General features: G+C 72.7%; 19 protein-coding genes. 10 read left to right on the top strand and 9 right to left on the bottom strand.

Features of this window, described 5'->3' with window-relative positions; translation table 11 throughout:
* Positions 1-20: 20 nt before the first annotated feature.
* The 5 genes from fabI to O7602_RS08495 form a co-directional block, all read right to left on the bottom strand.
* Positions 21-788 carry an enoyl-ACP reductase FabI gene (fabI, locus tag O7602_RS08515; protein WP_281587671.1) on the bottom strand — a complete coding sequence of 256 codons (768 nt, stop codon included), beginning with the start codon at positions 786-788 and terminating at the stop codon, positions 21-23.
* A gap of 24 nt (positions 789-812) precedes the next feature.
* Complete coding sequence (locus O7602_RS08510) at positions 813-1517, bottom strand: beta-ketoacyl-ACP reductase (RefSeq protein ID WP_281587670.1); 705 nt, start codon at positions 1515-1517, stop codon at positions 813-815.
* 568 nt (positions 1518-2085) lie between these two features.
* Entirely contained in the window at positions 2086-3036 is a 951-nt protein-coding gene (locus O7602_RS08505; RefSeq protein ID WP_281587669.1) for a VWA domain-containing protein, read from the bottom strand.
* On the bottom strand, positions 3033-3992 hold the full coding sequence (locus O7602_RS08500; RefSeq protein ID WP_281587668.1) for a DUF58 domain-containing protein: 960 nt from the start codon (positions 3990-3992) through the stop codon (positions 3033-3035). Before O7602_RS08500 ends, O7602_RS08505 begins: the two co-directional genes overlap by 4 nt.
* Positions 3971-5077 carry a MoxR family ATPase gene (locus O7602_RS08495; protein WP_281587667.1) on the bottom strand — a complete coding sequence of 369 codons (1107 nt, stop codon included), beginning with the start codon at positions 5075-5077 and terminating at the stop codon, positions 3971-3973. Before O7602_RS08495 ends, O7602_RS08500 begins: the two co-directional genes overlap by 22 nt.
* Before the next feature lie 240 nt (positions 5078-5317).
* Here O7602_RS08495 and O7602_RS08490 point away from each other — a divergent pair, with 240 nt between their 5' ends.
* From O7602_RS08490 to O7602_RS08480, 3 genes are all read left to right on the top strand, one after another.
* Positions 5318-5548, top strand: coding sequence for a hypothetical protein (locus O7602_RS08490; RefSeq protein ID WP_281587666.1), 231 nt, complete (start codon positions 5318-5320; stop codon positions 5546-5548).
* Between the two features lie 49 nt (positions 5549-5597).
* Entirely contained in the window at positions 5598-6125 is a 528-nt protein-coding gene (locus O7602_RS08485) for a PH domain-containing protein (protein ID WP_281587665.1), read from the top strand.
* A gap of 241 nt (positions 6126-6366) precedes the next feature.
* Positions 6367-7863, top strand: coding sequence for a PH domain-containing protein (locus tag O7602_RS08480; RefSeq protein ID WP_281590210.1), 1497 nt, complete (start codon positions 6367-6369; stop codon positions 7861-7863).
* A 92-nt stretch (positions 7864-7955) separates the two neighbouring features.
* Here O7602_RS08480 and O7602_RS08475 read toward each other — a convergent pair whose 3' ends face one another.
* Entirely contained in the window at positions 7956-9014 is a 1059-nt protein-coding gene (locus tag O7602_RS08475) for a phosphatase PAP2 family protein (protein WP_281587664.1), read from the bottom strand.
* Between the two features lie 114 nt (positions 9015-9128).
* Between O7602_RS08475 and O7602_RS08470 the strand changes: the two genes are divergently transcribed.
* Both O7602_RS08470 and O7602_RS08465 read left to right on the top strand, forming a co-directional pair.
* On the top strand, positions 9129-9533 hold the full coding sequence (locus tag O7602_RS08470) for a hotdog domain-containing protein (protein ID WP_281587663.1): 405 nt from the start codon (positions 9129-9131) through the stop codon (positions 9531-9533).
* Positions 9530-10360, top strand: coding sequence for an MBL fold metallo-hydrolase (locus O7602_RS08465; RefSeq protein ID WP_281587661.1), 831 nt, complete (start codon positions 9530-9532; stop codon positions 10358-10360). The genes O7602_RS08470 and O7602_RS08465 overlap by 4 nt, the downstream gene beginning before the upstream one ends.
* Positions 10361-10399: 39 nt before the next feature.
* On the opposite strand, the gene O7602_RS08460 is transcribed toward O7602_RS08465, so the two are convergent.
* Positions 10400-10906 (bottom strand): MarR family winged helix-turn-helix transcriptional regulator, encoded by a 507-nt coding sequence (locus O7602_RS08460; protein ID WP_281587659.1) that lies wholly within the window; start codon positions 10904-10906, stop codon positions 10400-10402.
* A gap of 62 nt (positions 10907-10968) precedes the next feature.
* Between O7602_RS08460 and O7602_RS08455 the strand changes: the two genes are divergently transcribed.
* Positions 10969-12192: a multidrug effflux MFS transporter gene (locus O7602_RS08455; RefSeq protein ID WP_281587658.1), complete on the top strand. Its 1224-nt coding sequence runs from the start codon at positions 10969-10971 to the stop codon at positions 12190-12192.
* Positions 12193-12290: 98 nt separating this feature from the next.
* Here O7602_RS08455 and O7602_RS08450 read toward each other — a convergent pair whose 3' ends face one another.
* Positions 12291-13220: a PfkB family carbohydrate kinase gene (locus O7602_RS08450; RefSeq protein ID WP_281587657.1), complete on the bottom strand. Its 930-nt coding sequence runs from the start codon at positions 13218-13220 to the stop codon at positions 12291-12293.
* A 319-nt stretch (positions 13221-13539) separates the two neighbouring features.
* Here O7602_RS08450 and O7602_RS08445 point away from each other — a divergent pair, with 319 nt between their 5' ends.
* Positions 13540-14679, top strand: a complete 1140-nt coding sequence (locus tag O7602_RS08445) for a lytic polysaccharide monooxygenase (protein ID WP_281590208.1) — start codon at positions 13540-13542, stop codon at positions 14677-14679.
* Between the two features lie 57 nt (positions 14680-14736).
* Here the strand turns inward: O7602_RS08445 and asnB are convergent, their stop codons facing one another.
* Positions 14737-16698: an asparagine synthase (glutamine-hydrolyzing) gene (gene asnB, locus O7602_RS08440; RefSeq protein ID WP_281587656.1), complete on the bottom strand. Its 1962-nt coding sequence runs from the start codon at positions 16696-16698 to the stop codon at positions 14737-14739.
* A 114-nt stretch (positions 16699-16812) separates the two neighbouring features.
* Here asnB and O7602_RS08435 point away from each other — a divergent pair, with 114 nt between their 5' ends.
* From O7602_RS08435 to O7602_RS08425, 3 genes are all read left to right on the top strand, one after another.
* On the top strand, positions 16813-18288 hold the full coding sequence (locus tag O7602_RS08435) for an aminopeptidase P family protein (protein ID WP_281587654.1): 1476 nt from the start codon (positions 16813-16815) through the stop codon (positions 18286-18288).
* A gap of 522 nt (positions 18289-18810) precedes the next feature.
* Entirely contained in the window at positions 18811-20562 is a 1752-nt protein-coding gene (locus tag O7602_RS08430; protein ID WP_281587652.1) for a hypothetical protein, read from the top strand.
* Between the two features lie 270 nt (positions 20563-20832).
* Positions 20833-22869: a hypothetical protein gene (locus O7602_RS08425; RefSeq protein ID WP_281587650.1), complete on the top strand. Its 2037-nt coding sequence runs from the start codon at positions 20833-20835 to the stop codon at positions 22867-22869.
* Positions 22870-22923: the final 54 nt, after the last annotated feature.

Here is a 22923-nt window from a genome sequence, read left to right as displayed (position 1 = left end):
AAGGGGCCCCGCCTTACACCTCAGGCGCCGATGGCGTGGTAGCCGCCGTCGACGTGGACGATCTCGCCGGTGGTGGCCGGGAACCAGTCGGACAGCAGCGCCAGGCAGGCCCGGGCCGCCGGCTCGGAGTCGGTGAGGTTCCAGCCCAGTGGGGCGCGTTCGGTCCAGGCGTCCTCGAACTGGTCGAAGCCGGGGATGGACTTGGCCGCGATGGTGCGCAGCGGGCCGGCGGCCACCAGGTTGCTGCGGATCCCCTGCTTGCCCAGGTGCAACGCGAGATAGCGGGAGGCGGACTCCAGCCCGGCCTTCGCCACGCCCATCCAGTCGTAGACCGGCCACGCCTTGGTGGCGTCGAACGTGAGGCCGACCACGGCGCCGCCCGCCGACATCAGCGGCAGCGCCGCCATGGCCAGGGACTTGTAGGAGTACGTGGACACCTGCAACGCGGTCGCCACGTCCGCCCACGGTGCGTCGAGGAAGCCGCCGCCGAGGCAGCTCTGCGGGGCGAACCCGATCGAGTGCACCACCCCGTCCAGCCCGTCGACGTGCTCGCGGACCCGGTCGGCCAGGCCGGCCAGGTGCTCGTCGTTGCTGACGTCCAGCTCGATCACGGGCGCCGGCTCGGGCAGCCGCTTGGCGATCCGCTCCACCAGGGAGAGGCGGCCGTAGCCGGTCAGCACGACCTGGGCGCCGTTCTCCTGGGCGAGCTTCGCCACGGAGAACGCGATCGAGGCGTCGGTGATGACGCCGGTGACCAGCAGCCGCTTACCGGCGAGAAGTCCGGACATTGCGCAGTTCCTCCGTGCTCGTGATCAGTGGCCCATGCCGAGGCCGCCGTCGACCGGGATGACGGCGCCGGTGATGTAGCCGGCGGCGTCCGAGGCGAGCCAGGTGACGACCGCGGCCACCTCCTCCGGCTCGGCGAACCGGCCGGCCGGGATGGCCTTGCGGTATGCGGTGCGGCGTTCCTCGGGCAGCGCCGCGGTCATGTCGGTGTCGATGAAGCCGGGCGCGACCACGTTCGCGGTGATGTTGCGCCCGCCCAGCTCACGGGTGATCGAGCGGGCCACGCCGACAAGTCCGGCCTTGCTCGCGGCGTAGTTGACCTGGCCGGCGCCGCCGTAGAGGCCGATCACCGACGAGATGAAGATCATCCGGCCCCACTTCGCCCGCAGCATCTTCGTCGACGCCCGCTTGGCGACCCGGAACGAGCCGGTCAGGTTGGTGTCGAGCACCCGGGTGAACTGCTCGTCGGACATCCGCATGAGCAGCGTGTCGTCGGTGATGCCGGCGTTGGCGACGAGCACCTCGACCGGGCCCAGCTCGGCCTCCACGGTGGCGAACGCGGCGTCCACCGACTCCGCGTCGGTCACGTCGCACCGCACCCCGAACAGCCCCTCCGGCGCGTCCCCGCCGCGATGGGTCACCGCCACCCGGTCGCCCTGCTTGGCGAAGGCCAGCGCGATGGACAGGCCGATCCCCCGGTTTCCGCCGGTCACCAGCACGGTACGGGCCACGGGTCCCCCTCTGCTCAGCCGATCTCCCAGTCGGTCGGAGCCTAGGGGTTACCGACAGGTAAGCGCTAACCCGCCCGGGCCCGCCGCCCCCGTCGACCAGGGCCACCGTCGACCGGTCGGCCGCGCGCGCCGCACGTCCGTCCCCGGTGTACGATGATCGCGTCTGCGGGCCGGTCTGCGCCCGCGTTCCGGGCCCCGCCGACCGCAGGAGGTGATCGCTGTGCGAGATAGCGATCCTCCCAGTCGTGGCCGGGCCCACCGTCAGCCCCGCTGAGCCACGGCTCGGTCGACGCGGCTGACCCGCTTCCCGCCCTCCGCACCGCATCCGCTCCCCGGCGACCACCGCCGGGGGTGGCCCTGCCGCGCGGCGGAGCACCCGGTCACGACTTCGTGTGCGTCTTTCCCGCGTCCCCCCTCGCGGCCCGCCTCACCGGGCCGACCGTCGCCACGGAGCACAACCATGAGCCGTTACGCCGCACCGCTGGGATTCACCCTCGCCGCCGTCTGGGTGGCGGTCCTGTTCGTGCTGGCCGGTGGCGGTCACTGACCGCCACCGGCCCGGCCCGGCTCAGATCAGGCGCGACGTCCAGAGCAGACTCAGCCCACCCGCGCAGAGCGCCAGCAGCAACGCGATCCCGGCGTACCACTGGATGATCTCGCGCGGTTCCGTGCGGTAGCCGATCGAGCTGCCCATGTCCTGATAGACCTGCTTCAGCTCGTTCACCGAGGCGGCCTCGTAGAAGAAGCCCTGGGTGGTCTCCGCCAACTGGGACAACGCGGTGCGGTCCACCGGCACCCGCTGGAGCTGGCCGCCGATGTCCACCTGACCCGAGTCGGTGCCGAACGCGATGGTGGAGACCGGCACGTTCGCCGCCTGCGCCGACGCCGCCGCCTCCTCCACCGAGCGGCCGGAGGTGCGGTAGCCGTCGGAGAGCAGCACGATCCGGGCCGGCGGGATGCCCGCGGCGCCGTCGGTCGGCACCGACCGGATCGCTTCCAGGCAGGTGAACACCGCCTCGCCGGTGGCGGTGGCCTCGGCCAGCACCAACCCGTCGATGGCGGTGGTCACCGCGCCCCGGTCCTTGGTCGGCGGCACCAGCACGTTCGCCGACTTGGCGAACGACACCAGCCCCAGGTTGTAGCTCTCCGGCAACTCGCCGACGAACTGCTTCGCCGCCTCCTGCGCCGCCTCCAGCCGGTTCGGCGCCACGTCGTCGGCCTGCATGGACAGTGACACGTCGATGGCGAGCATCACGGTGGCCCGTTCCAGTGGCTCCCGGGTGTCGATCGCCGGCCGGGCCAGCCCGGTGGCCAGCACCAGCAAACAGAGCAGGAACGCGGTCGCCGCCGCGTGCCGGCGCCAGCCGAGCCCCTTGGGCGCGACGGTGCGCAGCAGGTCGACGTTGGTGAAGCGCAGGGCGTACTGCCGGCGGTGCAGCTGCCGCCAGACGTACGCGGCGGCGAGGGCGAGCACCGGCAGCACGGCCAGCAGCCACCACGGTTGCAGAAAACGAATCATCGGGTCGTCCCTCGGGTGCGGGCGTGCCGCTGCGCGGCGACGAAACGCACCATGTCCAGCAGCCAGTCTCGGTCGGTACGCAGGCGCAGGTGGGCCGCGCCCGCGGCGCGCAGCTCGGCGGAGATCGCCCCACGCTGGGCGGTCGCCGCCTCGGCGTACCGGCGGCGCAGCCCCGGATCGGCGGTCTGCACCTCGTGCAGCTCGCCGCTCTCCGGATCGACCACCGGCAACACCCCCACGTCGGGCAGTTCCAACTCTCGCGGGTCGACCACCTCGACGGCCAGCACGTCGTGGCGGACCCGCAGCTTACGCAGCGGACGGCCCCACTGCGCCGGGGGCGAGAGGAAATCGGAGATCACCACCGCCACGCCGCGCCGCCGTGGTGGCCGGTTGAGCATGTCCACGAGCGCGCCGAGGTCACCGCGACCGGGCCGGATCTCGGCGCCGGCGACGGCCCGCAGCAGCCCCTGTGCCTCCTTGCGGCCGGCGCGGGCGGGCAGCCGCAGCAGCCGCCCCGGCCCGCCGGCGGTCGCGCCGGTGCCGACCACCGCGCCGATCCGGTTGCCGCCGCGCACGGTGAGGTGGGCAAGCGCGGCCACGGCGGCGACCGCCACGTCCCGCTTGAGCCACCGTCCGGTGCCGAAGTCGAGGCTGGCCGACAGGTCGACCGCCAGCCACGTCTCCAACTCCCGGTCGGCCACCGTACGCCGCACGTGCGGCATCGTGGTGCGGGCGGTCACCGGCCAGTCCATCCGGCGCACGTCGTCGCCGGGGCGGTATTCCCGGGACTCCCCCGCCTCGCTGCCCGGGCCGGGCAGCAGGCCGGCATAGTCGCCCTGGAGCAGCCCGTCCAGCTTGCGGGTGACCATGAGCTGGAGCCGGGCCAGCGCGGCGCCCGAGCGGTCACCGGTGGCCGGCAGCCGGGTGGGCGGGGTCACGGCCGCTGCCCGGGCCATCCGTTGTGCGGCACCGCGGGTGGTGGCGGGGTGGCCTGCTGGCGGGGCGCGACCGCGGGCAGCGGGATGGTGGACATCACCCGGTGCACGACGTGGTCGGCCGGCACGTCGTCGGCGAGCGCGTCATAGCTGAGCACCAGCCGGTGGCGCAGGATGTCCGGCGCGATGTCCTGCACGTCCTGCGGCAGCGCGTAGTCCCGGCCGCGCAGCAGCGCCAGCGCGCGGGTGGCCCGGACCAGGCCGAGCGAGGCGCGCGGGCTCGCGCCGTACTGGATGAGCTGGGCCACGTCGGGCATGCCGTGCTCGGCCGGGGCGCGGGTGGCGAGCACCAGCCGGACCGCGTAGTCGACGAGCGCGTTGTGCACGAAGACCTGGTCGGCCTTGCGCTGGAGCGCGATCAGCTCGGGGGTGTCGAACACCCGGACGGGCGCGGGCGGGGCCACGCCCATCCGGTAGACGATCTCCCGCTCCTCGGCGTCGGTCGGGTAGCCCACCACGATCTTCATCAGGAACCGGTCCCGCTGCGCCTCCGGCAGCGGGTAGACGCCCTCCTGCTCGATCGGGTTCTGAGTGGCCATCACTAGGAACGGGTCGGGCACCCGGTGGGTCTCGCCGCCGATGGAGACCTGCCGCTCGCTCATCACCTCCAGCAGCGCCGACTGCACCTTGGCCGGGGCCCGGTTGATCTCGTCGGCGAGCAGGAAGTTGACGAAGACCGGGCCCAGCTCGACGTCGAACTTCTCGCTCGACTGCCGGTAGATCCGGGTGCCCATGATGTCGGCGGGCACCAGGTCCGGGGTGAACTGGACCCGGGCGAAGGAACCGCCGACGACCTGGGCGAGCGTCTCCACGGCGAGGGTCTTGGCCACCCCGGGCACCCCCTCCAGCAGGCAGTGCCCCCGGGCCAGCAACGCGACGAACATCCGCTCGACCATCCGGTCCTGGCCGACGATCACCCGTTTGATCTCGAACAGCGCCCGCTCCAGCAGCGTGGCGTCCTGCGCCGGGGTGGTGCCCACCGGGGGTGCGGCGTCCGGCGCCGCCTCGGTCGGGTTCGGCACGTCGGGCGTGGTCGGCTGGGCCACCGGTCCTCCACAGCTGGGTCGTCGTCGCGTCGTGGTGCGTGTCAAGACTGTCATGCCTCGCTGAGAGCGGAGGGTGGGAGAGGCACGTTTTCCGCCCCGCCTCGGCAGTCGCGCGCAAAACGCTGAACACGGGTGGACAACAAGGGGTCCGGCGCGTGTACGATTCACCCCGTCGCCGGGCGGCTCCCCCCGTGGCCGCCCGGCGCTAAAACTCCCGGCGTGCGGCCTAGACTCGCCCCGGTGACCACTCCCCACCCTGACGACGACGCGCTTGTCTGCTCGGCGCGTGGGTGTCGCGCCCCTGCGGAGTTCCAGTTGCGCTGGCAGAACCCCCGGCTGCACACCCCCGACCGGCGCAAGATTTGGCTGGCCTGCCCGACGCACCGCACGTCCCTGGGCGACTTCCTCGACGCGCGCGGCTTCCTGCGCGAGGTGGTGCCGCTGCCCGGATCGCCTACGCTCGAATCGTGAGCGAGCAGACGATCAGGCCCCGCGCCGGCGAACACGACGGTCCCCCTCGGTGAACGGTGACGACCTCGCCGGCCGGCCCACCACCCCGCCCGGCCCGCTGGAGCCCTGGCCGGAGACGGTCTCCTGGCAGCCGATCTCCCGCGACCTGATCTGGGTGGAGCTGATCCGGCTCGGCATCGGACTCGCCGTGGCGCTCGTGGTGCTCGGCGCCGCCTGGGCGTTCTCCGGGCACTGGCTGCTCGGCGCCGCCGTCGGCGTGGCGCTGCTGCTGTCCGCCTGGCGCACGATCACCATCGTGCGCGCGGTCCGCGCCTGGGGGTACGCCGAACGCGCGGACGATCTCCTGGTGCGCCACGGCCTGCTGGTGCGGCGGCTCTCCATCGTGCCGTACTCGCGGATGCAGTTCGTCGACGTGAGCGCCGGTCCGCTGGAACGCGCCTTCGACCTGGCCACCGTGCAGCTGCACACCGCCGCGGCGGCAAGCGACGCCCGGGTCCCCGGCCTGCGCCCGGCCGAGGCGTCGCGACTGCGCGACCGGCTCACCGCCTTGGGCGAAGACCGGGCGGAGGGCCTGTGAGCGCGAGGAGTGAGCCGGTCCTGCGAGCCCCGCAGTCGCGAACGAACGCCAGCCCGGTGAGCGCGAGGAGTGAGCCGGTCCTGCGAGCCCCGCAGTCGCGAACGAACGCCAGCCCGGTGAGCGCGAGGAGTGAGCCGGTCCTGCGAGCCCCGCAGTCGCGAACGAGGGTTCTCCGGTGAACGCTCCGGGCGCGCCACCGCCGCCGGAGGAACGGCCGCCCCCGCCGGCCGGCCCGGGACCGGTGACGAACGGGCAACCGTGGCCGCCGGCGCCGGGGTACGGCCCACCCGGCCACGTACCGCCGCCCGGTTCCGCCCCGCCCGGCTACGGGCCGCCGCCCGGTCAGCCGGCTCAGCCGTGGCCCGGGCCGGTGCCGCCCGGCGCCTGGGGGCCGCCGCCGGGCCAGCAGGCCCAGCTTGGGGGGCCGGCGGGCGGGGAGGAGCCTCGGCAACGGCTGCACCCGCTGAGTCCCGCGCTGCACGGCGCGAAGTCGCTGGTCGTGGTGATCGCCGGGCTCTCCTGGTCGACCCTGTCCCGGGTCGGGTTCGGCTGGTTCGCCGCGCTCGTCGCGGTCTTCGTCCTCGGCGCCACCGTGCTGTCGGTGATCAGCTGGTGGAACACCGGCTACCACGTGGTCGGGCGGGAGTTGCGGGTGTACGAGGGGCTGCTGTGGCGGCGTACCCGGGCCATCCCGTTGGAGCGCTTGCAGGCGGTGGAGGTGGTCCGGCCGCTGCTGGCCCAGCTCACCGGGCTGGCGGAACTGCGGCTGGAAGTGGTCGGCGGCGGCAAGACCGAGGCGCCCCTGGCGTACCTCGGCGTGGCCGAGGCCACCGCGCTGCGCCAGCGACTGCTCGCCGTGGCCGGGCGGGCCCCGGCGCCCGCGACCGCGCCCACCGACGGCGGCGTGCCGGCCGCGCCCGCCCCGGCCGGTCGCGAGCTGCACGTCGTACGCAACCAGGATCTGCTTGTCAGTCAGTTGCTCACGCCGCAGGCGTTCCTGCTGCCGGTCGGCGTGGCCTTCGTGGTGGCCCAGTTCCTGTCCGAGGGTTCGTGGTCGTTCATCGCGGTGGCCAGCACGCTCACCGCGATGGCCGGCGTGGTGCTGCAACCGATCCGCCGGGTGCTCGACGACTGGAGCTTCCGGCTCGACCGGGACGGCGACACCCTGCGGGTGCACAACGGGCTGCTGGAGACGCGGGTGCAGACGGTACCGCTGCACCGGGTGCAGACCGTCGGGGTGACCTGGCCGCTGTTCTGGCGGGTCAAGGGCTGGCTGCGGCTGCGCCTGGAGGTGGCCGGCTACTCGGCGGGTGAGCCGGACGACCGGAACCGCCCGGACCGGCTGCTGCCGGTCGGCGACGCCGGCACCGGGAAGCTGGTGGTGGCGGAGGTGCTGCCCGGCGTACGGCTGGACGCGCTGCCCGGCACGCCGCCGCCGCCGCGGGCCCGCTGGCTGCGCCCACTGAGCCGGGCGGCGGTCGGCGCGGGCCTGGATGAGCGGGTCTTCGTGGCCCGTTCCGGGCTGCTGACCCGCCGGTTGACGCTGGTGCCGTACGCCCGGATCCAGAGCGTGCGGGTCACCCAGGGCCCGGCGCAGCGGCGGCTGCGGCTGGCCACCGTGCACGCCGACACCGCAGGCGGGTCCGGGGCGGCGGCGGTCGACCGGGACCTGGCCGACGCCTGGGAGCTGGCCGCGGAGCTGACCGCGCGATCCCAGTCCGCGCGCCGCTCGGGGTAAGGCGGGGCCCCTGCTTAACGCCTCCGGTATAGGCGGGGCCCCTTCTTAACCACCAGCCCCGCCCCCGCGGGTGCGGGGCGGGGTGGGGGCGGTCAGCGGCGGTCGGCGGGGATGGCGTCCTGATCGGCGGTGAGGGCCGTGTCCGGGCCGGCGGCGGGGGCGGTGACGCCGGTCACGGCGGCCGGCGTGTCGTCGTGGCGGGCCCGCCGGGCCTGCCACCAGCGCTCGGCCAGGCCGACCACCAGGAACGTCATCCCCACATACGCCCAGCCGACAAGCACGTCGATCAGGTAGTGCTCGCCGCTGTAGATCAGCGTGAACGTCATGGCCAGCGGGTACGCCAGCAGCAGCGGCCACCACCGCCGGCGCACCGAGCGCAGGAAGAACAGCACCACGAACAGCGCGAACGCGGTGTGCAGCGACGGCATGGCGGCCACCGGGTTGGAGGCGATCTGCCCGGCGTTGAGCAGGTTGCCCGCGCCGTGCATGCCGATCTCCTTCCAGCCCCGGGTGGAGATCCGGGCCACCTCGGTGAGCAGCCCGTTCTGTGCCGCCCACCACGGCGGGGCGGCCGGGTAGACGAAGTAGGTGACCAGACCGGCCGCGCAGAGGAAGCCCCACCGGGCCATGTAGCCGACCCAGCGTGCCCGGTTGCGCATCCACAGCACCGCGGCGGCGGCGAGCGTGGCCACGAAGTGCGAGAAGTAGATCCAGCTCACCAGCACGTCCCACCAGCGCACCTGGGCGGGGTCGTAGAGGTGCTGCTGGAGCCAGACGGTCGGCACCTCACCGCCGGTGGCCCACCCGGTCAGGAACCGGTCGGCGACGATCAGCTCCATGGCGTGCGGGGTCGCGCCGTTGTCGGCGAACCCGCGGGACAGGTTGTACGCGGCGAGCAGCAGCACGACCGGAATCCAGTCCCGGGCGAAGCGCAGGTGGCTGCGCCACGGCCGGGCCGAGTTCCAGGCGACCGTGCCGGCCCAGATCCACAGGAACGCGTACGCCGGGTCGGTGGGTAGCCCGATGGCGAACCAGGCGGCCACGAACGCGATGCCCCAGACGGTCATCGCGATCACGCGGCGACGCCCGCCGTCGGGGGACGCGGTCGGTCCGGCGGGGGCGGGGGGCGGAGGATCTGTCAACACGGCCATCGCGGACTAGGTTAACGGCGGGCGACGGGCGGGCCGACGCCGACCGTCGGAGCGTCGGCGCGCGCCGCGCCGGAGGTCGAACGACCGCCGGCCCGCTGCACTAGGCTCGTGCGCATGCAGGAGCAGCCGGAGTCGCCCTTCGCACCGGGGCTGACCGCTCGGGTCGAGCTGACCGTGACCGACGCGGACACCGCCTTGGCGCTGGGCTCCGGGGACGTGCCGGTGCTCGGCACTCCCCGGGTGGTGGCGCTGGCCGAGGCGGCGACGGTGGCGGCCGTCGCGACCCGGTTGCCGTCCGGCTCCACCACCGTCGGCGTCCGGGTCGAGCTGGAACACCGGACGGCCACCCCGGTCGGGCGGACCGTGGCCGCCCACGCCGAGCTGGTCAAGGTCGACGGCCGCCGGCTGGTCTTCGAGGTGACGGTCACGGACGGGCACGCGGTGGCCGCGCAGGGGCGCGTCGAGCGGGCGCTCGTCGACCGGCAGCGCTTCGTCGACCGGGCCGTGCGCCCGTCATGACCGCCGGCTTCGCCGAGATCGCCGCCGGCGTACACCTGCTGCGCGAGCCGCTGCTGCACGTCAACGTGGCGCTTGTGGTCGGCGACGGCGCCGCGCTGCTCGTGGACACGCTCTCCACCGCCGGCCAGGCGCGGGAGCTGTCGGCCGCCGCGCGGGCGGTGACGCCGCACCCGTGGACGATCGTCAACACCCACCACCACTTCGACCACTGCTTCGGCAACGCCACGCTGGCCGCCGAGCCGGGCACCCGGATCTACGCGCAGGCCCAGGCCGCGGCCGTGCTGCGGGATCATCCCGACGAGCTGCGCCGGGCGGCGTACGAGGAGATGCGCGCCGAGCAGCCGGCGCTGGCCGACGAGTTGGCGCGCACCGAGCTGGGGGTGCCGACCCACGAGGTGTACGAGGAGACGGTGCTCGACGTGGGTGGTCGGCGGGTGGTGCTGCGCCATCCCGGGCACGGGCACACCGACGCCGACCTGGTGGTGCACGTGCCGGACGCGGATGTGCTGATCGCGGGTGATCTGGTGGAGCAGAGCGGGCCGCCGGCGTTCGAGGAGTCGTACCCGTTGCAATGGCCGGACGCGGTGGCCGACCTGCTGCGGCTGACCACGTCGACCACGGTGGTGGTGCCGGGGCACGGCGAGCCGGTCGACGCGGCGTTCGTCCGCGAGCAGCACGCGCAGCTCGCGCGGCAGGCGTGGCTGATCCGCGCCGGCCACACCGGCAGCGCCCCGCCGGAGCGGGTGGCCGCCGAGTCGCCGTTCGGGGCCCGGCCCGGCCTGATCGCGGCCCGCCGCGGCTACGCGGAGCTCGACGGTACGGCGTGAGCGGCCGGCCGGCTCAGTCGGTGCAACGTCACGTGGTGGTCACCGGGTCGGGGTCGGCCGGGGGCCACCGATTTCCGCGCCGGTCAGGGGCGCGCGCAGCGCGGTGAGCAGCGCGTCCAGGTGCGGGGCGACGGCGAGCACGGCGGCCCGGGCGGGCGGATCGAGACGGGCCAGCGCCTCGGTGAGCAGCGCGGCGCGGTGGACCTCGTAGTCGGCCATCCGCCGGTGGGCGGCGTCGGTGAGGCGTAGCCGGACCACCCGGCGGTCGGCGGGGTCGCGGTCGCGGCCCAGCAGCCCGGCGTCGGTGAGGTCGCGCACCAGCGTGCTGACCGTGTTGGGCGCGGTGCCGAGACGGGCGGCCACCTCCTTGCCGCTGATCCCGGGCACGGCGCGCACCAGCAGGAGCACCTCCACCTGGGCCTCGGGCAGCGGCTCCCGGTCGGCGCGGGCGTGGGTCCGGCGGCGCAGCAGCCGGTGCAGCTCCCCCAGCCCCGCCCCGAGCCGGGCGATCTCCTCGTCGGTCGGCACCCGGGTCACCTGCTTCACATCGCAATAGTTCTGACTACAGAGATAAGGTAACCCGGAACACCGATCCCGGGAGCCCCCTCGTGAGCCACACCGTGCGGACCGCCGCGCGCCCGTCCGCCGACCGCCACGCCCCGCCCGGCGGCGGCGTGACCCTGCTGGTGCTGCTCGGGACGCTCACCGCGATCGGTCCACTCTCGCTCGACATGTACCTGCCGGCGTTCCCGGCGATGGCCCACGAGCTCCACGCCGACCAGGCCGGCATCCAGCTCTCGCTCACCACCTGCCTGGTCGGCCTGGCGCTGGGCCAACTGGTCACCGGCCCGCTCAGCGACCGCTGGGGGCGACGCCGTCCGGTCCTGGTCGGCGTCGTCGCGTACGCGGTGCTCGCGCTCGCGTGCGCCGCCGCGCCGAACGCCCCGCTGCTGGCCGCCGCGCGCTTCGCGCAGGGGCTGGCCGGCGGCATGGGCGTGGTGGTCGCCCGCGCGGTGGTACGCGACCTCTACGCCGGCCGGGACGCGGCGAAGTACTTCTCCCGGCTCACCCTGGTCTTCGGCGTGGCGCCGGTGGCCGCGCCGAGCGTCGGCAGCCTGGTGCTCCGGTTCGGCTCCTGGCGGGCGGTCTTCGTCACCCTCGCCGTCATCGGCGTACTGCTGGCCGTCGCGGTTGCGCTGCGCCTGCCGGAGACGCTGCCGGCCGAGCGCCGCAGCACCGGCGGCCTGGCCACCACCGCCCGGACCATGCGGTCCCTGACCACCGACCGGGTCTATCTCGGGTACGCGCTGACCCAGGGCTTCGCGTTCGCCGGGCTGTTCGCGTACATCTCGGGGTCGTCCTTCGTCTTCCAGGACGTCTTCGGCGTCTCGGCGGCCGTGTTCAGCGTGGTCTTCGGGGTGAACGCGCTCGCGCTGGTGGCCACCGGCCAGCTCAACGCCCGGCTGCTCGACCGGTTCAGCCCGCGCCGGCTGCTGGTCCCCACGCTCGTGGTCGGCCTGGTGACCGCCGTCGGCGTGCTGACCGGCGCGCTCGCCGGCAGCCTCGCCGTGACGGCGGTCGCGTTGTTCGCCTTCGTCGGCTCACTGGGCATGGTGATGCCGAACAGCACCGCGCTGGCGCTCGACGCGCACGCCCGGCACGCGGGCACGGCCGCCGCGTTGATGGGCGGCATCCAGTCGGTGGTCGGCGCGCTCGCCGCGCCCCTGGTCGGCCTGGGCGGCGAGGGCAGTGCCGTGCCGATGGCCGTCGTCCTGGCCGGCGCCGCCGCCCTCTCCCTGACCGCCGTCCTCACCCTCGCCCGCCGCCGCTGACCGCGCGGCGCTTCAGCGCGCAGTGCGCGGCGCTTCGGCGCGCGGCGTTAATAGGGGCCCCCGCCTATACCGAATGCGTTAATAGGGGCCCCCGCCTTTCACGCGAAGCGGGTGGTTACGGCGGGGCGGGTGGGCATGGCGGTGGCGCCGCCGGGTGACTCGCACACGAGGGCGGCGACCCGCAGTGCGAACGCGACCCGGTCCCGCCAGCCGGCGGCGTCGGCCGGCTCGCCGGCGGCAAGCAGCTCGGCCACGAGCGCGCCCATCACCGAGTCGCCGGCGCCGGTGGCGTCCACCGCGTCGACAGTCGGCGCGGGCACGCGTACCACGTCGTCGCCGGCCGCGACCAGGGCGCCGTCCGCGCCGAGCGTGACCACCACGGTGGCCGCGCCCAGCTCCCGCAGGTACGCGGCGACGCCCGCGACCGGCTCGTCCGGGTAGAGCACCTTGGCGTCCGCGGCGCTCAGTTTGACCAGGTGGGCGGCGGCGGCGAACTCGGCGACCACGGCCCGCAGCCCGTCCAGCGCGCCCGGCGCGGTGAGCAGGCTCGGGCGCACGTTCGGGTCGAACACCCGCAGTCCGCCGGCGATCGACCAGGCCCGGCGGGCGGTGGCCAGCACCGGCGGGTCGAGCAGCACGATCGAGCCGCAGTAGAGCACGTCCGCGCCCTCGACCAACGCCACGTCGAGGTCGTCCGGGCCGAGCAGGGCGTACGAGCGCGGCTCGCCGTAGAAGCGGAACTCCGGCTCCGGGCCGGCGAAGGTGGCCACGGCCAGCGCGGTCGGGGCGGGCACGGTCACCGCCCCGGCCACGCCCACGCCGGCGGCGGTGAGGAAGGCGCGGATCCGGGCGGCGAGCGCGTCGTCGCCGAGCGATCCGACGAACTGCACGTCACCGCCGAGGCGGGCGATCGCCACCGACACGTTGAGTGGCCCGCCGCCGATCGCCTGCCGGTAGACGGGTTCCCCGTCGTGCTCGGCGTCGAGTAGGTCGACCAACGCCTCGCCGAGCACTACCGCGTACCCCATGCCTGCTCCCCTCGGTTGTCCCGCCGTCGATCCTGACGCATCCGGGCGGACCGGTGTGACGCGACCCGGCACATCGACTCGCGGCTATTGCGTGCGGCGGCCGGACGTGGTGGGATTGTCCTACCGGGAAGGGCGCGGGGGGCTGCCGCGTCGCCGGGTCGAGCCGACGCGAGGGCATCCACGGTCCGTGACACGGACCGCAGGCGGTGCACGTCCCCGAAGGCCCCGGCCGACCGCCGGGCGCGGGCACCGCGATCGTCGCATCCGCTCATCGCAGCGGGGCGGGCCGAAGGTTGGGTCACGCTCCGCGAGTCAGGAGATCCCCGTGCACCGATCCCGTACGGCCGCGCTGGTCACCGCGGCCCTCACCCTGGCCCTGGGCGCGTTCGCCCTGGCCTCCAGTCCCGACCCGGCCGCCGCGCACGGCGCGGCGATGACGCCGGGCGCCCGCACCTACCTGTGTTGGAAGGACGGCCTCACCGGCAGCGGTGAGATCCGGCCGAACAACCCGGCCTGCGCGTCGGCCGTGGCGGAGAACGGGCCCAACTCGCTCTACAACTGGTTCAGCGTGCTGCGCTCCGACGCGGGTGGCCGGACCACCGGGTTCATCCCGGACGGCAAGCTGTGCAGCGGCGGCAACCCGAACTTCAGCGGCTACGACGCGGCCCGCAACGACTGGCCGATCACGCACCTGACGGCCGGACGGACGATGGAGTTCCGCTACAGCAACTGGGCCCACCACCCGGGCACGTTCTACTTCTACGTGACCAAGGACAGTTGGAGCCCGACCCGGGCGCTGGCCTGGAGCGACCTGGAGGAGCAGCCGTTCCTCCAGGTGACCAACCCGCCGCAGAGCGGCGCGGTCGGCACCAACGAGGGCCACTACTACTTCAACGGCACCCTGCCGTCGAACAAGAGCGGCCGGCACATCATCTACTCGCGGTGGGTCCGCTCGGACAGCCAGGAGAACTTCTTCGGCTGCTCCGACGTGACGTTCGACGGTGGCAACGGCGAGGTGACCGGGATCGGTTCGGGCAACGGCAGCCCGACCCCCACGCCGACCAGCCCGACCCCCACGCCCACCAACCCGACGCCGACGCCCACCAACCCGACCCCCACGCCGACCGGCGCGACGCCGACGCCGACCATGCCGGCCGGCAACTGCATGGCGGTCTACAAGGTGGTCAGCTCCTGGGGCAGTGGTTTCCAGGGCGAGGTCATGATCATGAACCACAGCAGCCGGACGTACTCCGGATGGACCGCGAGCTGGACCTGGCCGAGCGGCCAGACCATCAACCAGGTGTGGAACGGCACGCTGAGCGGCAGCGGCTCGTCGGTGACGGTCACCAACGCCGCCTACAACGGCAGCGTCGCACCGGAGGGCACCACCACGTTCGGCTTCACCGCGAACATCTCCGGTCAGAACACCCTACCCACGGTCACCTGCACCGGCAGGTGACACCGCACTGAGAAGGGCCCCCGGCAGCACGCCGGGGGCCCTTCGTCACGCCGTGGGTCAGCGCACCATGCTGCCGACGACCGGCTTGGTGAGCAGCGCCGACTGGTTGCGCTGGATGCCCGGGTCGAGCGTCTTCGCCACGAAGATCGCGTGCCAGATGCAGAAGATCAGCACGGTCCACACCTTGCGGGAGTGGTCGGCCTCCTCGCGCTTGTGCTCGTCGAGCAGCCGCATCGCGTACGACAGGTCGACCAGGTCACCGGCGCCCGAGGTGGACAGCACGTGCCGGGCCCACTCGTACATCTCGCCGCGCAGCCAGACCCGGGTCGGTGTCGGGAAGCCCAACTTCTTGCGGTTGACGATGGCCGGCGGCACCACACCCTGCAACGCCTGGCGCATGGCGTACTTGGTGGCCTCGGAGCGGGGCGGCAGCTTCAGGTCGACCGGGATGCCGGCGGCGACGTTGAACACCTCCCGGTCCAGGAAAGGCACCCGGACCTCCAGCGAGTGCGCCATCGAGATCCGGTCCGCCTTGACCAGGATGTCGCCGCGCAACCAGGTGTAGAGGTCGACGTACTGCATCTTGGTGACGTCGTCCAGCTCGGTGCACTCGGCGTAGATCGGCGCGGTCACGTCGGTGTAGCGCACCGAGGGGTCGTAGCGGCGCAGCAGGTGCTGCTTCTCCTCCTCGGTGAACATCCGGGCGTTGCCGTAGTAGCGGTGCTCGATCGGGGTGGTGCCGCGCTCCAGGAAGCTCTTGCCCTTGACCCCCTGCGGGATCGCCTTGGAGACCGCCCGCAGGCCCTTCTGCACGCCGTCCGGCAGGCCGTTGACCGAGCTCAGGGACAGCGGCTCCCGGTAGATCGTGTAACCGCCGAAGAACTCGTCCGCGCCCTCACCGGAGAGGACCACGGTGACGTGCTCGGCGGCCTTCTTCGCCACGAAGTAGAGCGGCACCAGGGCCGGGTCGGCGACCGGGTCGTCCAGGTGCCAGACGATCTTCGGCAGCGCCTCGATCATGTCCTGCGGCCCGATCTTCGTCGGGATGGTGGTCACGTCGAGGTGCCGGGCCGATTCCTGGGCCACGTCGATCTCGGAGTAGCCGGGCACGTCGTAGCCGACGGTGAAGGTGAGGATGTTCGGGTTGAACTCGCGCGCGAGGGCCACCACGGCGGTGGAGTCGATGCCGCTGGACAGGAACGAGCCGACCGGCACGTCCGAACGCATGTGCATCCGGACGCTCTCCCGCAGCGTCTCCCGGATCTCGTGGTAGAGCTTCTGCTCGTCGGAGACCGGCGCCGGGCGGAACACCGGCCGATACCAGCGGCGTACGTCGATCCGGCCGTCCGGGCTCCAGGTCAGGTACTCCCCCGACCCGATCCGGCTGATCCCCTTGTGCAGCGTGCCCGGCTCCGGAACGTACTGGAGGGTCAGGTAGTGGCTCAGGTTCGCGGTGTCGATCCCCGCGTCACCCTGGTAGGCGGAGTGCGCGAACGGCAACAGCGCCTTCTTCTCCGAGGCGAGGTAGAGACCGTCCTGGGTCTGGAGGTAGTGCAGCGGCTTGATGCCGAAGTAGTCCCGGGCGCCGAACGCCCGTCGCTCCTGCCGGTCCCAGATCACGAACGCGAACATGCCGCGCAACTTGGTGAGCACCTGCTCACCCCAGTAGTGGTAGCCGGCGACGATCACCTCGCCGTCGCCGTTCGTGGCGAACTGGGCGCCGAAGTCGCGGATCAGCTCGTCGCGCAGCTCGATGTAGTTGTAGATCTCGCCGTTGAAGGTGAGCAGGTAGCGCCCGCCCGCGTACGGCAGGGGCTCGTGGCTGAGCGCCACGTCGATGATCGCCAACCGCTTGTGCGCGAACACGCCGTCCGCGTACCGGCCGGAGGCGTCGCCGACCACCTCGACCCCGGTCTCGTCCGGGCCACGGTGGTGCAGGCACTCCAGTGCGCCGGCGATGTGGTCGCGGTGGGCGGCGGCGTCGCCGCGCGCGCTGAAGAAGGCCAGGAGTCCGCACATGGGGGCCATCTTTCCACGCGCCGGAAGCCACCGTCGCGGCACCGCAGGCACTCCCCGCTGTCGTGCGCGCGGTACCGTCGGGACCAGCGACGAGGCTCAGGGAGGGGCGGGATCATGGCCGAGGATCAGGCGCGGCAGGGCAAGCCGGCGGACGGCACGGAGTCGCACGACCCCGACTTCCCGGAGGCGTTCCTGGCGTTCATGCGGCAGGGCTGGCGGGACACCGAGCTGTCGACCGCCCTCCGCCCCGAGGTGCCCAACCACGCCAAGCGGCGGGCCGCGCTGGCCGAGGCGTTCCCGGACGAGACGCTCGTCATCCCCACCGGCAACGAGAAGGTACGCGCCAACGACACCGAGCACCGGTTCCGGCCGGGCAGCGACTTCGCGTACCTGACCGGCGACTTGGAGCCCGACAGCGTCCTCGTGCTGCGGCCGGGCGGCGAGGCCACGCTCTTCATGCGGCCCCGGTCGTCCCGCGCCACCGACGAGTTCTTCCGCAGCCGCCACGGCGAGCTGTGGGTGGGCCGCCGGCCGACGCTGCGCGAGAAGTCGACCGAGCTGGGCCTGCCGACGGCCGACCTGAGCGAGCTGGACGCGGCGCTGGCGGGGCTGGCCCCGGCACGGACCCGGGTGCTGCGCGGCTTCGACGCCCGGGTGGACGCCGCGGTGCGCCGCTACGACGGGCCGCGGGCGGAGGACCAGCCGACCCGTGACCGGGAGCTGGCCATCGCGATCTCCGAGCTGAAGCTGGTCAAGGACGAGTGGGAGATCGCGCAGCTCCAGGAGGCCTGCGACGCCACGGTGCGCGGCTTCGAGGACGTGGCGCGGGCGCTGCCGGCCGACCGGGCGATCTCGGAGCGGCTGTTGGAGGGGCTGTTCGCGCTGCGGGCCCGGCACGACGGCAACGACGTCGGCTACGGCTCGATCGTCGGGGCCGGCGAGCACGCGACGGTCCTGCACTGGGTGCACAACCACGGCACCACCCGTCCGGGTGACCTGCTGCTCATGGACATGGGTGTGGAGAACCGCAACCTCTACACCGCCGACGTCACCCGGGTGCTGCCGGTAGACGGCCGGTTCACCCCGCTCCAGCGTCAGGTCTACGACGCGGTCCACGCCGCCCAGCAGGCCGGCATCGACATGTGCAAGCCCGGGGTGGGGTTCCGCGACGTCCACCTGGCCTCGATGCGGGTGCTCGCCGAGGCGCTCAAGGACCTCGGGCTGCTGCCGGTGAGCGTGGACGAGGCGATGGATCCGGCCTCCACGGTCTACCGCCGCTGGACGCTGCACGGCACCAGCCACATGCTCGGCATCGACGTGCACGACTGCGCGAACGCGCGCAAGGAGATGTACCGCGAGGGCTCGCTGGGTGAGGGTTACGTGCTGACCGTCGAGCCCGGGCTCTACTTCCAGCCGGAGGACGAGCTGGTCCCCGAGGAGTTGCGGGGCATCGGTGTCCGGATCGAGGACGACATCCTGGTCACCGCCGACGGCCCGGTGAACCTCTCGGCCGGGCTGCCGCGCCGCTCGGACGAGGTGGAGACCTGGCTGGCCGAGCAGCGCGAGGCCGGCCCCCGCCTCCCCGGCTGACCCACCCCGCCCCCCCCACAGCCCGCACAGAGATCTTGGAAGCAAAGGGCCCCTATGAGGGCCGTTTGCTTCCAAGTCACCTGGTCTCGTCGGGACGCCGCGCAGGCGTGAAAACGGGCAACCGGCCGCACGGTGGCCTGCTCTCCGGCCGGGTCTCGTGCGAGGAAGCGCGGGCGGTGATCGTTTGGCCATGATCAACACCAGTTCGGTGAAGTGGGGGCATCGCCGGTGGTCGGATACCGCCACATCACCGAACTGGCGTCCGGCGTGTCGTCCGGTGCGGTTATGGGGGCCGGGGTGGGTTTGCGGTACGGTCGTCTGGCATTGCCCTTGGCGGACCTTATGTGGGGTTTCTTCGGATAAACCTCCCTTGCGAAACTCGCTCTCTTACGGTGCACCTCGGAGGCTGCGTAGCTTTGCGGCTTCTCGTGCGGCCCGTGGCCGTATGACCGTTTGAGACGGATCGAAGGGCGGAACGCGCGCATGTCCGACGACGAGACGACACCCGACCACGGAACACCGATGGCACCGCCGCGGGCGAGCAGGCGGCGAGGGCTCTGGGTCGCCACCGGCGTGGCCGGGCTGACCGGCGTCGTCGGCCTGGCGGCGCTGGGCGGGCTCGCCGCCCGCAACGACAGGGCCGGCGACCCGGAGCGGGTGGCGGACAACCGCGCGACCGCGCCCCAGAACGCCGACGACGCCTCCCCCGAGGACAGCGTCGGCCACGACCCGAAGGCCGAGAGTGGCACCGGCCACGACCCGAAGGCCGGGGACCACGCCGACCACGACCCGAAGGCCGAGGACCTCTTCGACGCCGGCCCGGGCTGGGAGGGCGTGCACGGCCAGGGAGGACCGGACGGTAAGGACGCCGACGGTCGGGAAGGCCCGGAGTGGGGGGCGCGGGGCGGCGCGGAGGAGCACGACGGGACCCGCGAGGTGCCCTGCGACGACGACGCCCTGGTCGACGCGATCGAACTGGCCAACCGCGACCACGGCGGCACGCTGAAGCTGGCCGAGAAGTGCACCTACGAACTCGACGTCAAGGACCGCAAGATCGGCGGCGCCCTGCCCGAGATCAAGCAGGACGTCACCATCAAGGGCAACGGCTCCACCATCACACGCGACGCCGAAGACTCCTTCCGGATCTTCCGCGTCGTCGACGGCGGCGCCCTCACCCTCAAGGACCTCACCATCTCCGGCGGCAACGCCTCCGAATTCGCGTACCCGGAGGGATCCGTCGGCCTCCGCCGCCAGGCCGGGCCCGTCGCACGTCCGCCCGCGGCGGTGCGGTCGGCCCCGGCTGGCGGTGGCGAGAAACGGGGCGAGGGTGACGGCGGCGCGCTGCTGGTCGAGCGCGGTGGCAAGGCCCGCCTCGCGCAGGTGACGCTCACCGGCAACAACGCCGGGGGCGACGGCGGCGCGGTGGCGAACTTCGGCCGCGTCTGGCTGGAGGACAGCAAGGTCGTCAACAACCACGCCCGGGGCGACGGCGGCGGCGTCTTCAACCGCGGCGTCCTCAAGGTCGAGGAGACCAAGGTCGACGACAACACCGCGGGCGGCAACGGCGGCGGCATCGCCAACGGCGGCGGTGGACGCCGCACCGGGGTCGGCCACGTCGCCGGCACCGTGGAGATCACCGGGGCGTGGGACGGCAAGGACACCTCGCCGAGCACCCTCAGCCGCAACCACGCCGGCAGGAACGGTGGCGGACTGTTCAGCGGCGGCGGGTACGTCACCGTCTCCTTCACCGCGATCACCGGCAACACCGCCTGCGAGAACGGCGGCGGCATCTACGCGGAGAACACCGACCTCGACGTCGGAAAGGTCATCGTCGCCGGCAATCATGCCGGCCGTGACGGCGGCGGCGTGGACACCGGCGAGGGCTTCGCCATCGTCGCCGACAGCGTCATCGTGGACAACACCGCCAACCGCTTCGGCGGCGGCATCTACAACGGCCAGTGGCTCATCAAGATCGAAGACGGCTTCCTCACCACACCGCAGGACGAGGACGACAACGCCGCCCTCACCCTGCGCAACACCGTCATCAAGGGCAACACCGCCCTCAACGGCGGCGGCATCTTCAACAACAAAGCAAAGATCACCCTCACCAAGACCCACGTCACCGAAAACACCGCCACCGACACCGCCAAGCTCCACCGCGTCGCCGGCGGCGTCCTCAACCACGAAGGACACGTCAAGCTCGACGACGAATCCCTCATCAGCAACAACGACCCCACCAACTGCGCCAACACCGTCGAGGACTGCTTCAACTGAACCGACGACCCCGGCGAGCCTCCTCCCGCCGACCCCGGGCGGGAGGAGGGCTCCCACTTCGGGGCGCGGTGTCCCCGGCCGGGGCATCCCGCCCCCGCTGCGCCAGCCCGACCCACCCGCACCCTTATGCGGGTTTTTTTCGTATACGACCACGAGGCGAAGAACGTTCTCATAAGTTCGTTCTCAGCAGCTACAACCGATTTGTAGCGAAGGCCGCCTCGCTGTGGCGAAGCGACCTTGTCAGGTACAAGGAGAGGGCAGAGAGCTCCGATGTCCAACTACCTTCGCAACAACGATGACGCCACCACCCGCGAGACCATCTCCCCCTTCCGGCGCCGCCGGCTCTGGCTCGCCACGGGCGTTGTGGGACTGACCGGAGCGGTCAGCCTCGCCGGCGTGGCGTACGCGACCACCGGGGCGACCGGTCCGCACCGGCTCGCCGACGTGAAGTGGTCGACCGCGCAGCAGCTCAACGACGGCGAGCACGGCGACGAGGCGGCCGGGGACGAGCACGGCAAGGGCGAGTACGGCGAGGACGAGCACGGCAAGGACGGCAAGGAGGGCCGGGACCAGGGCGAGTGGGGCCAGGGCCACGGCGAGTGGGGCCCCGAGGGCGACCACGGCAAGGCCCGCGAGGTGCCCTGCGACGACGACGCCCTGGTCGACGCGATCGAACTGGCCAACCGCGACCACGGCGGCACGCTGAAGCTGGCCGAGAAGTGCACCTACGAACTCGACGTCAAGGACCGCAAGATCGGCGGCGCCCTGCCCGAGATCAAGCAGGACGTCACCATCAAGGGCAACGGCTCCACCATCACCCGCGACGCCGAAGACTCCTTCCGGATCTTCCGCGTCGTCGACGGCGGCGCCCTCACCCTCAAGGACCTCACCATCTCCGGCGGCAACGCCTCCGAATTCAAGTACCCGGTTGAGGCCGAGATGGTGGCGCCCGCCGCGGCGAACGGCACGGCTGCCCTGCCGGCCCCCGCCGCCGCCCCGGCCCAGCCGGCGGTCGCGGGGGCGGCGGCCACCACCGCGGCCCAGTCCGCCACCGCGCCCGCGCTTGTCGCACCCGCCGCTCCGGCAGCAGTGAAGGCCGCTCCGGTAACGGCGACCGCCACCACCGCCCAGGCCACGGCGGCCCAGGCCACCACGGCCCAGGCCACCGCCCAGGCCACGGCGGCCCAGGCCACCACGGCGAAGGCGGCCACGACGACCGCGGCCACGACGACCGCCACGACGGCGGCCGGCGAGGACCGGGAGGGCGACGGTGACGGCGGCGCGCTGCTGGTCGAGCGCGGCGGCAGCGCCCACCTGTCGAACGTCAAGCTCGCCGACAACAACGCCGAGCACAACGGCGGCGCGGTGGCGAACTTCGGCCGCGTCTGGCTGGAGGACAGCAAGGTCGTCAACAACCACGCCCAGGGCGACGGCGGCGGCGTCTTCAACCGCGGCATCCTCAAGGTCGAGGAGACCAAGGTCGACGACAACACCGCGGGCGGCAACGGCGGCGGCATCGCCAACGGCAGCGGCCTCTCCGGCAAGCACGGCGCCGACGCCTCGGAGCTGAAGAGCTACGTCCCGTCGGGCAAGCACGACGAGGCCGGCACGGTCGAGATCATCGGTTCCGACCACGGCAAGGACGGCGGCAAGGACGGCGAGAAGTCCTCGCTGTCGAACAACCACGCCGGCAAGAACGGTGGCGGACTGTTCAGCAGCGGCGGGTACGTCACCGTCTCCTTCACCGCGATCACCGGCAACACCGCCTGCGAGAACGGCGGCGGCATCTACGCGGAGAACACCGACCTCGACGTCGACCACGCCGTCATCGCCAAGAACCACGCCGACGGCGACGGCGGTGGCGTGGTCACCACCGGCGGCAAGCACTGGGGCTACCCGAGCACCAAGGACGAGGGCAGCGCCACCATCGCGGACAGCGTCATCGTGGACAACACCGCCAACCGCTTCGGCGGCGGCATCTACAACGGCCAGTGGCTCATCAAGATCGAAGACGGCTTCCTCACCACACCGCAGGACGAGGACGACAACGCCGCCCTCACCCTGCGCAACACCGTCATCAAGGGCAACACCGCCCTCAACGGCGGCGGCATCTTCAACAACAAAGCAAAGATCACCCTCACCAAGACCCACGTCACCGAAAACACCGCCACCGACACCGCCAAGCTCCACCGCGTCGCCGGCGGCGTCCTCAACCACGAAGGACACGTCAAGCTCGACGACGAATCCCTCATCAGCAACAACGACCCCACCAACTGCGCCAACACCGTCGAGGACTGCTTCAACTGAACCGACGACCCGGGGTACGCACCGGCCCTCTGCCACGGAAGTGGCAGGGGGCCG

The organism is Micromonospora sp. WMMD1128 (genome assembly GCF_027497235.1).
Taxonomy (GTDB): domain Bacteria; phylum Actinomycetota; class Actinomycetes; order Mycobacteriales; family Micromonosporaceae; genus Micromonospora.
Note: the sequence above shows the minus strand (reverse complement) of the source record. Positions and strands in the feature narration are given on the sequence as shown.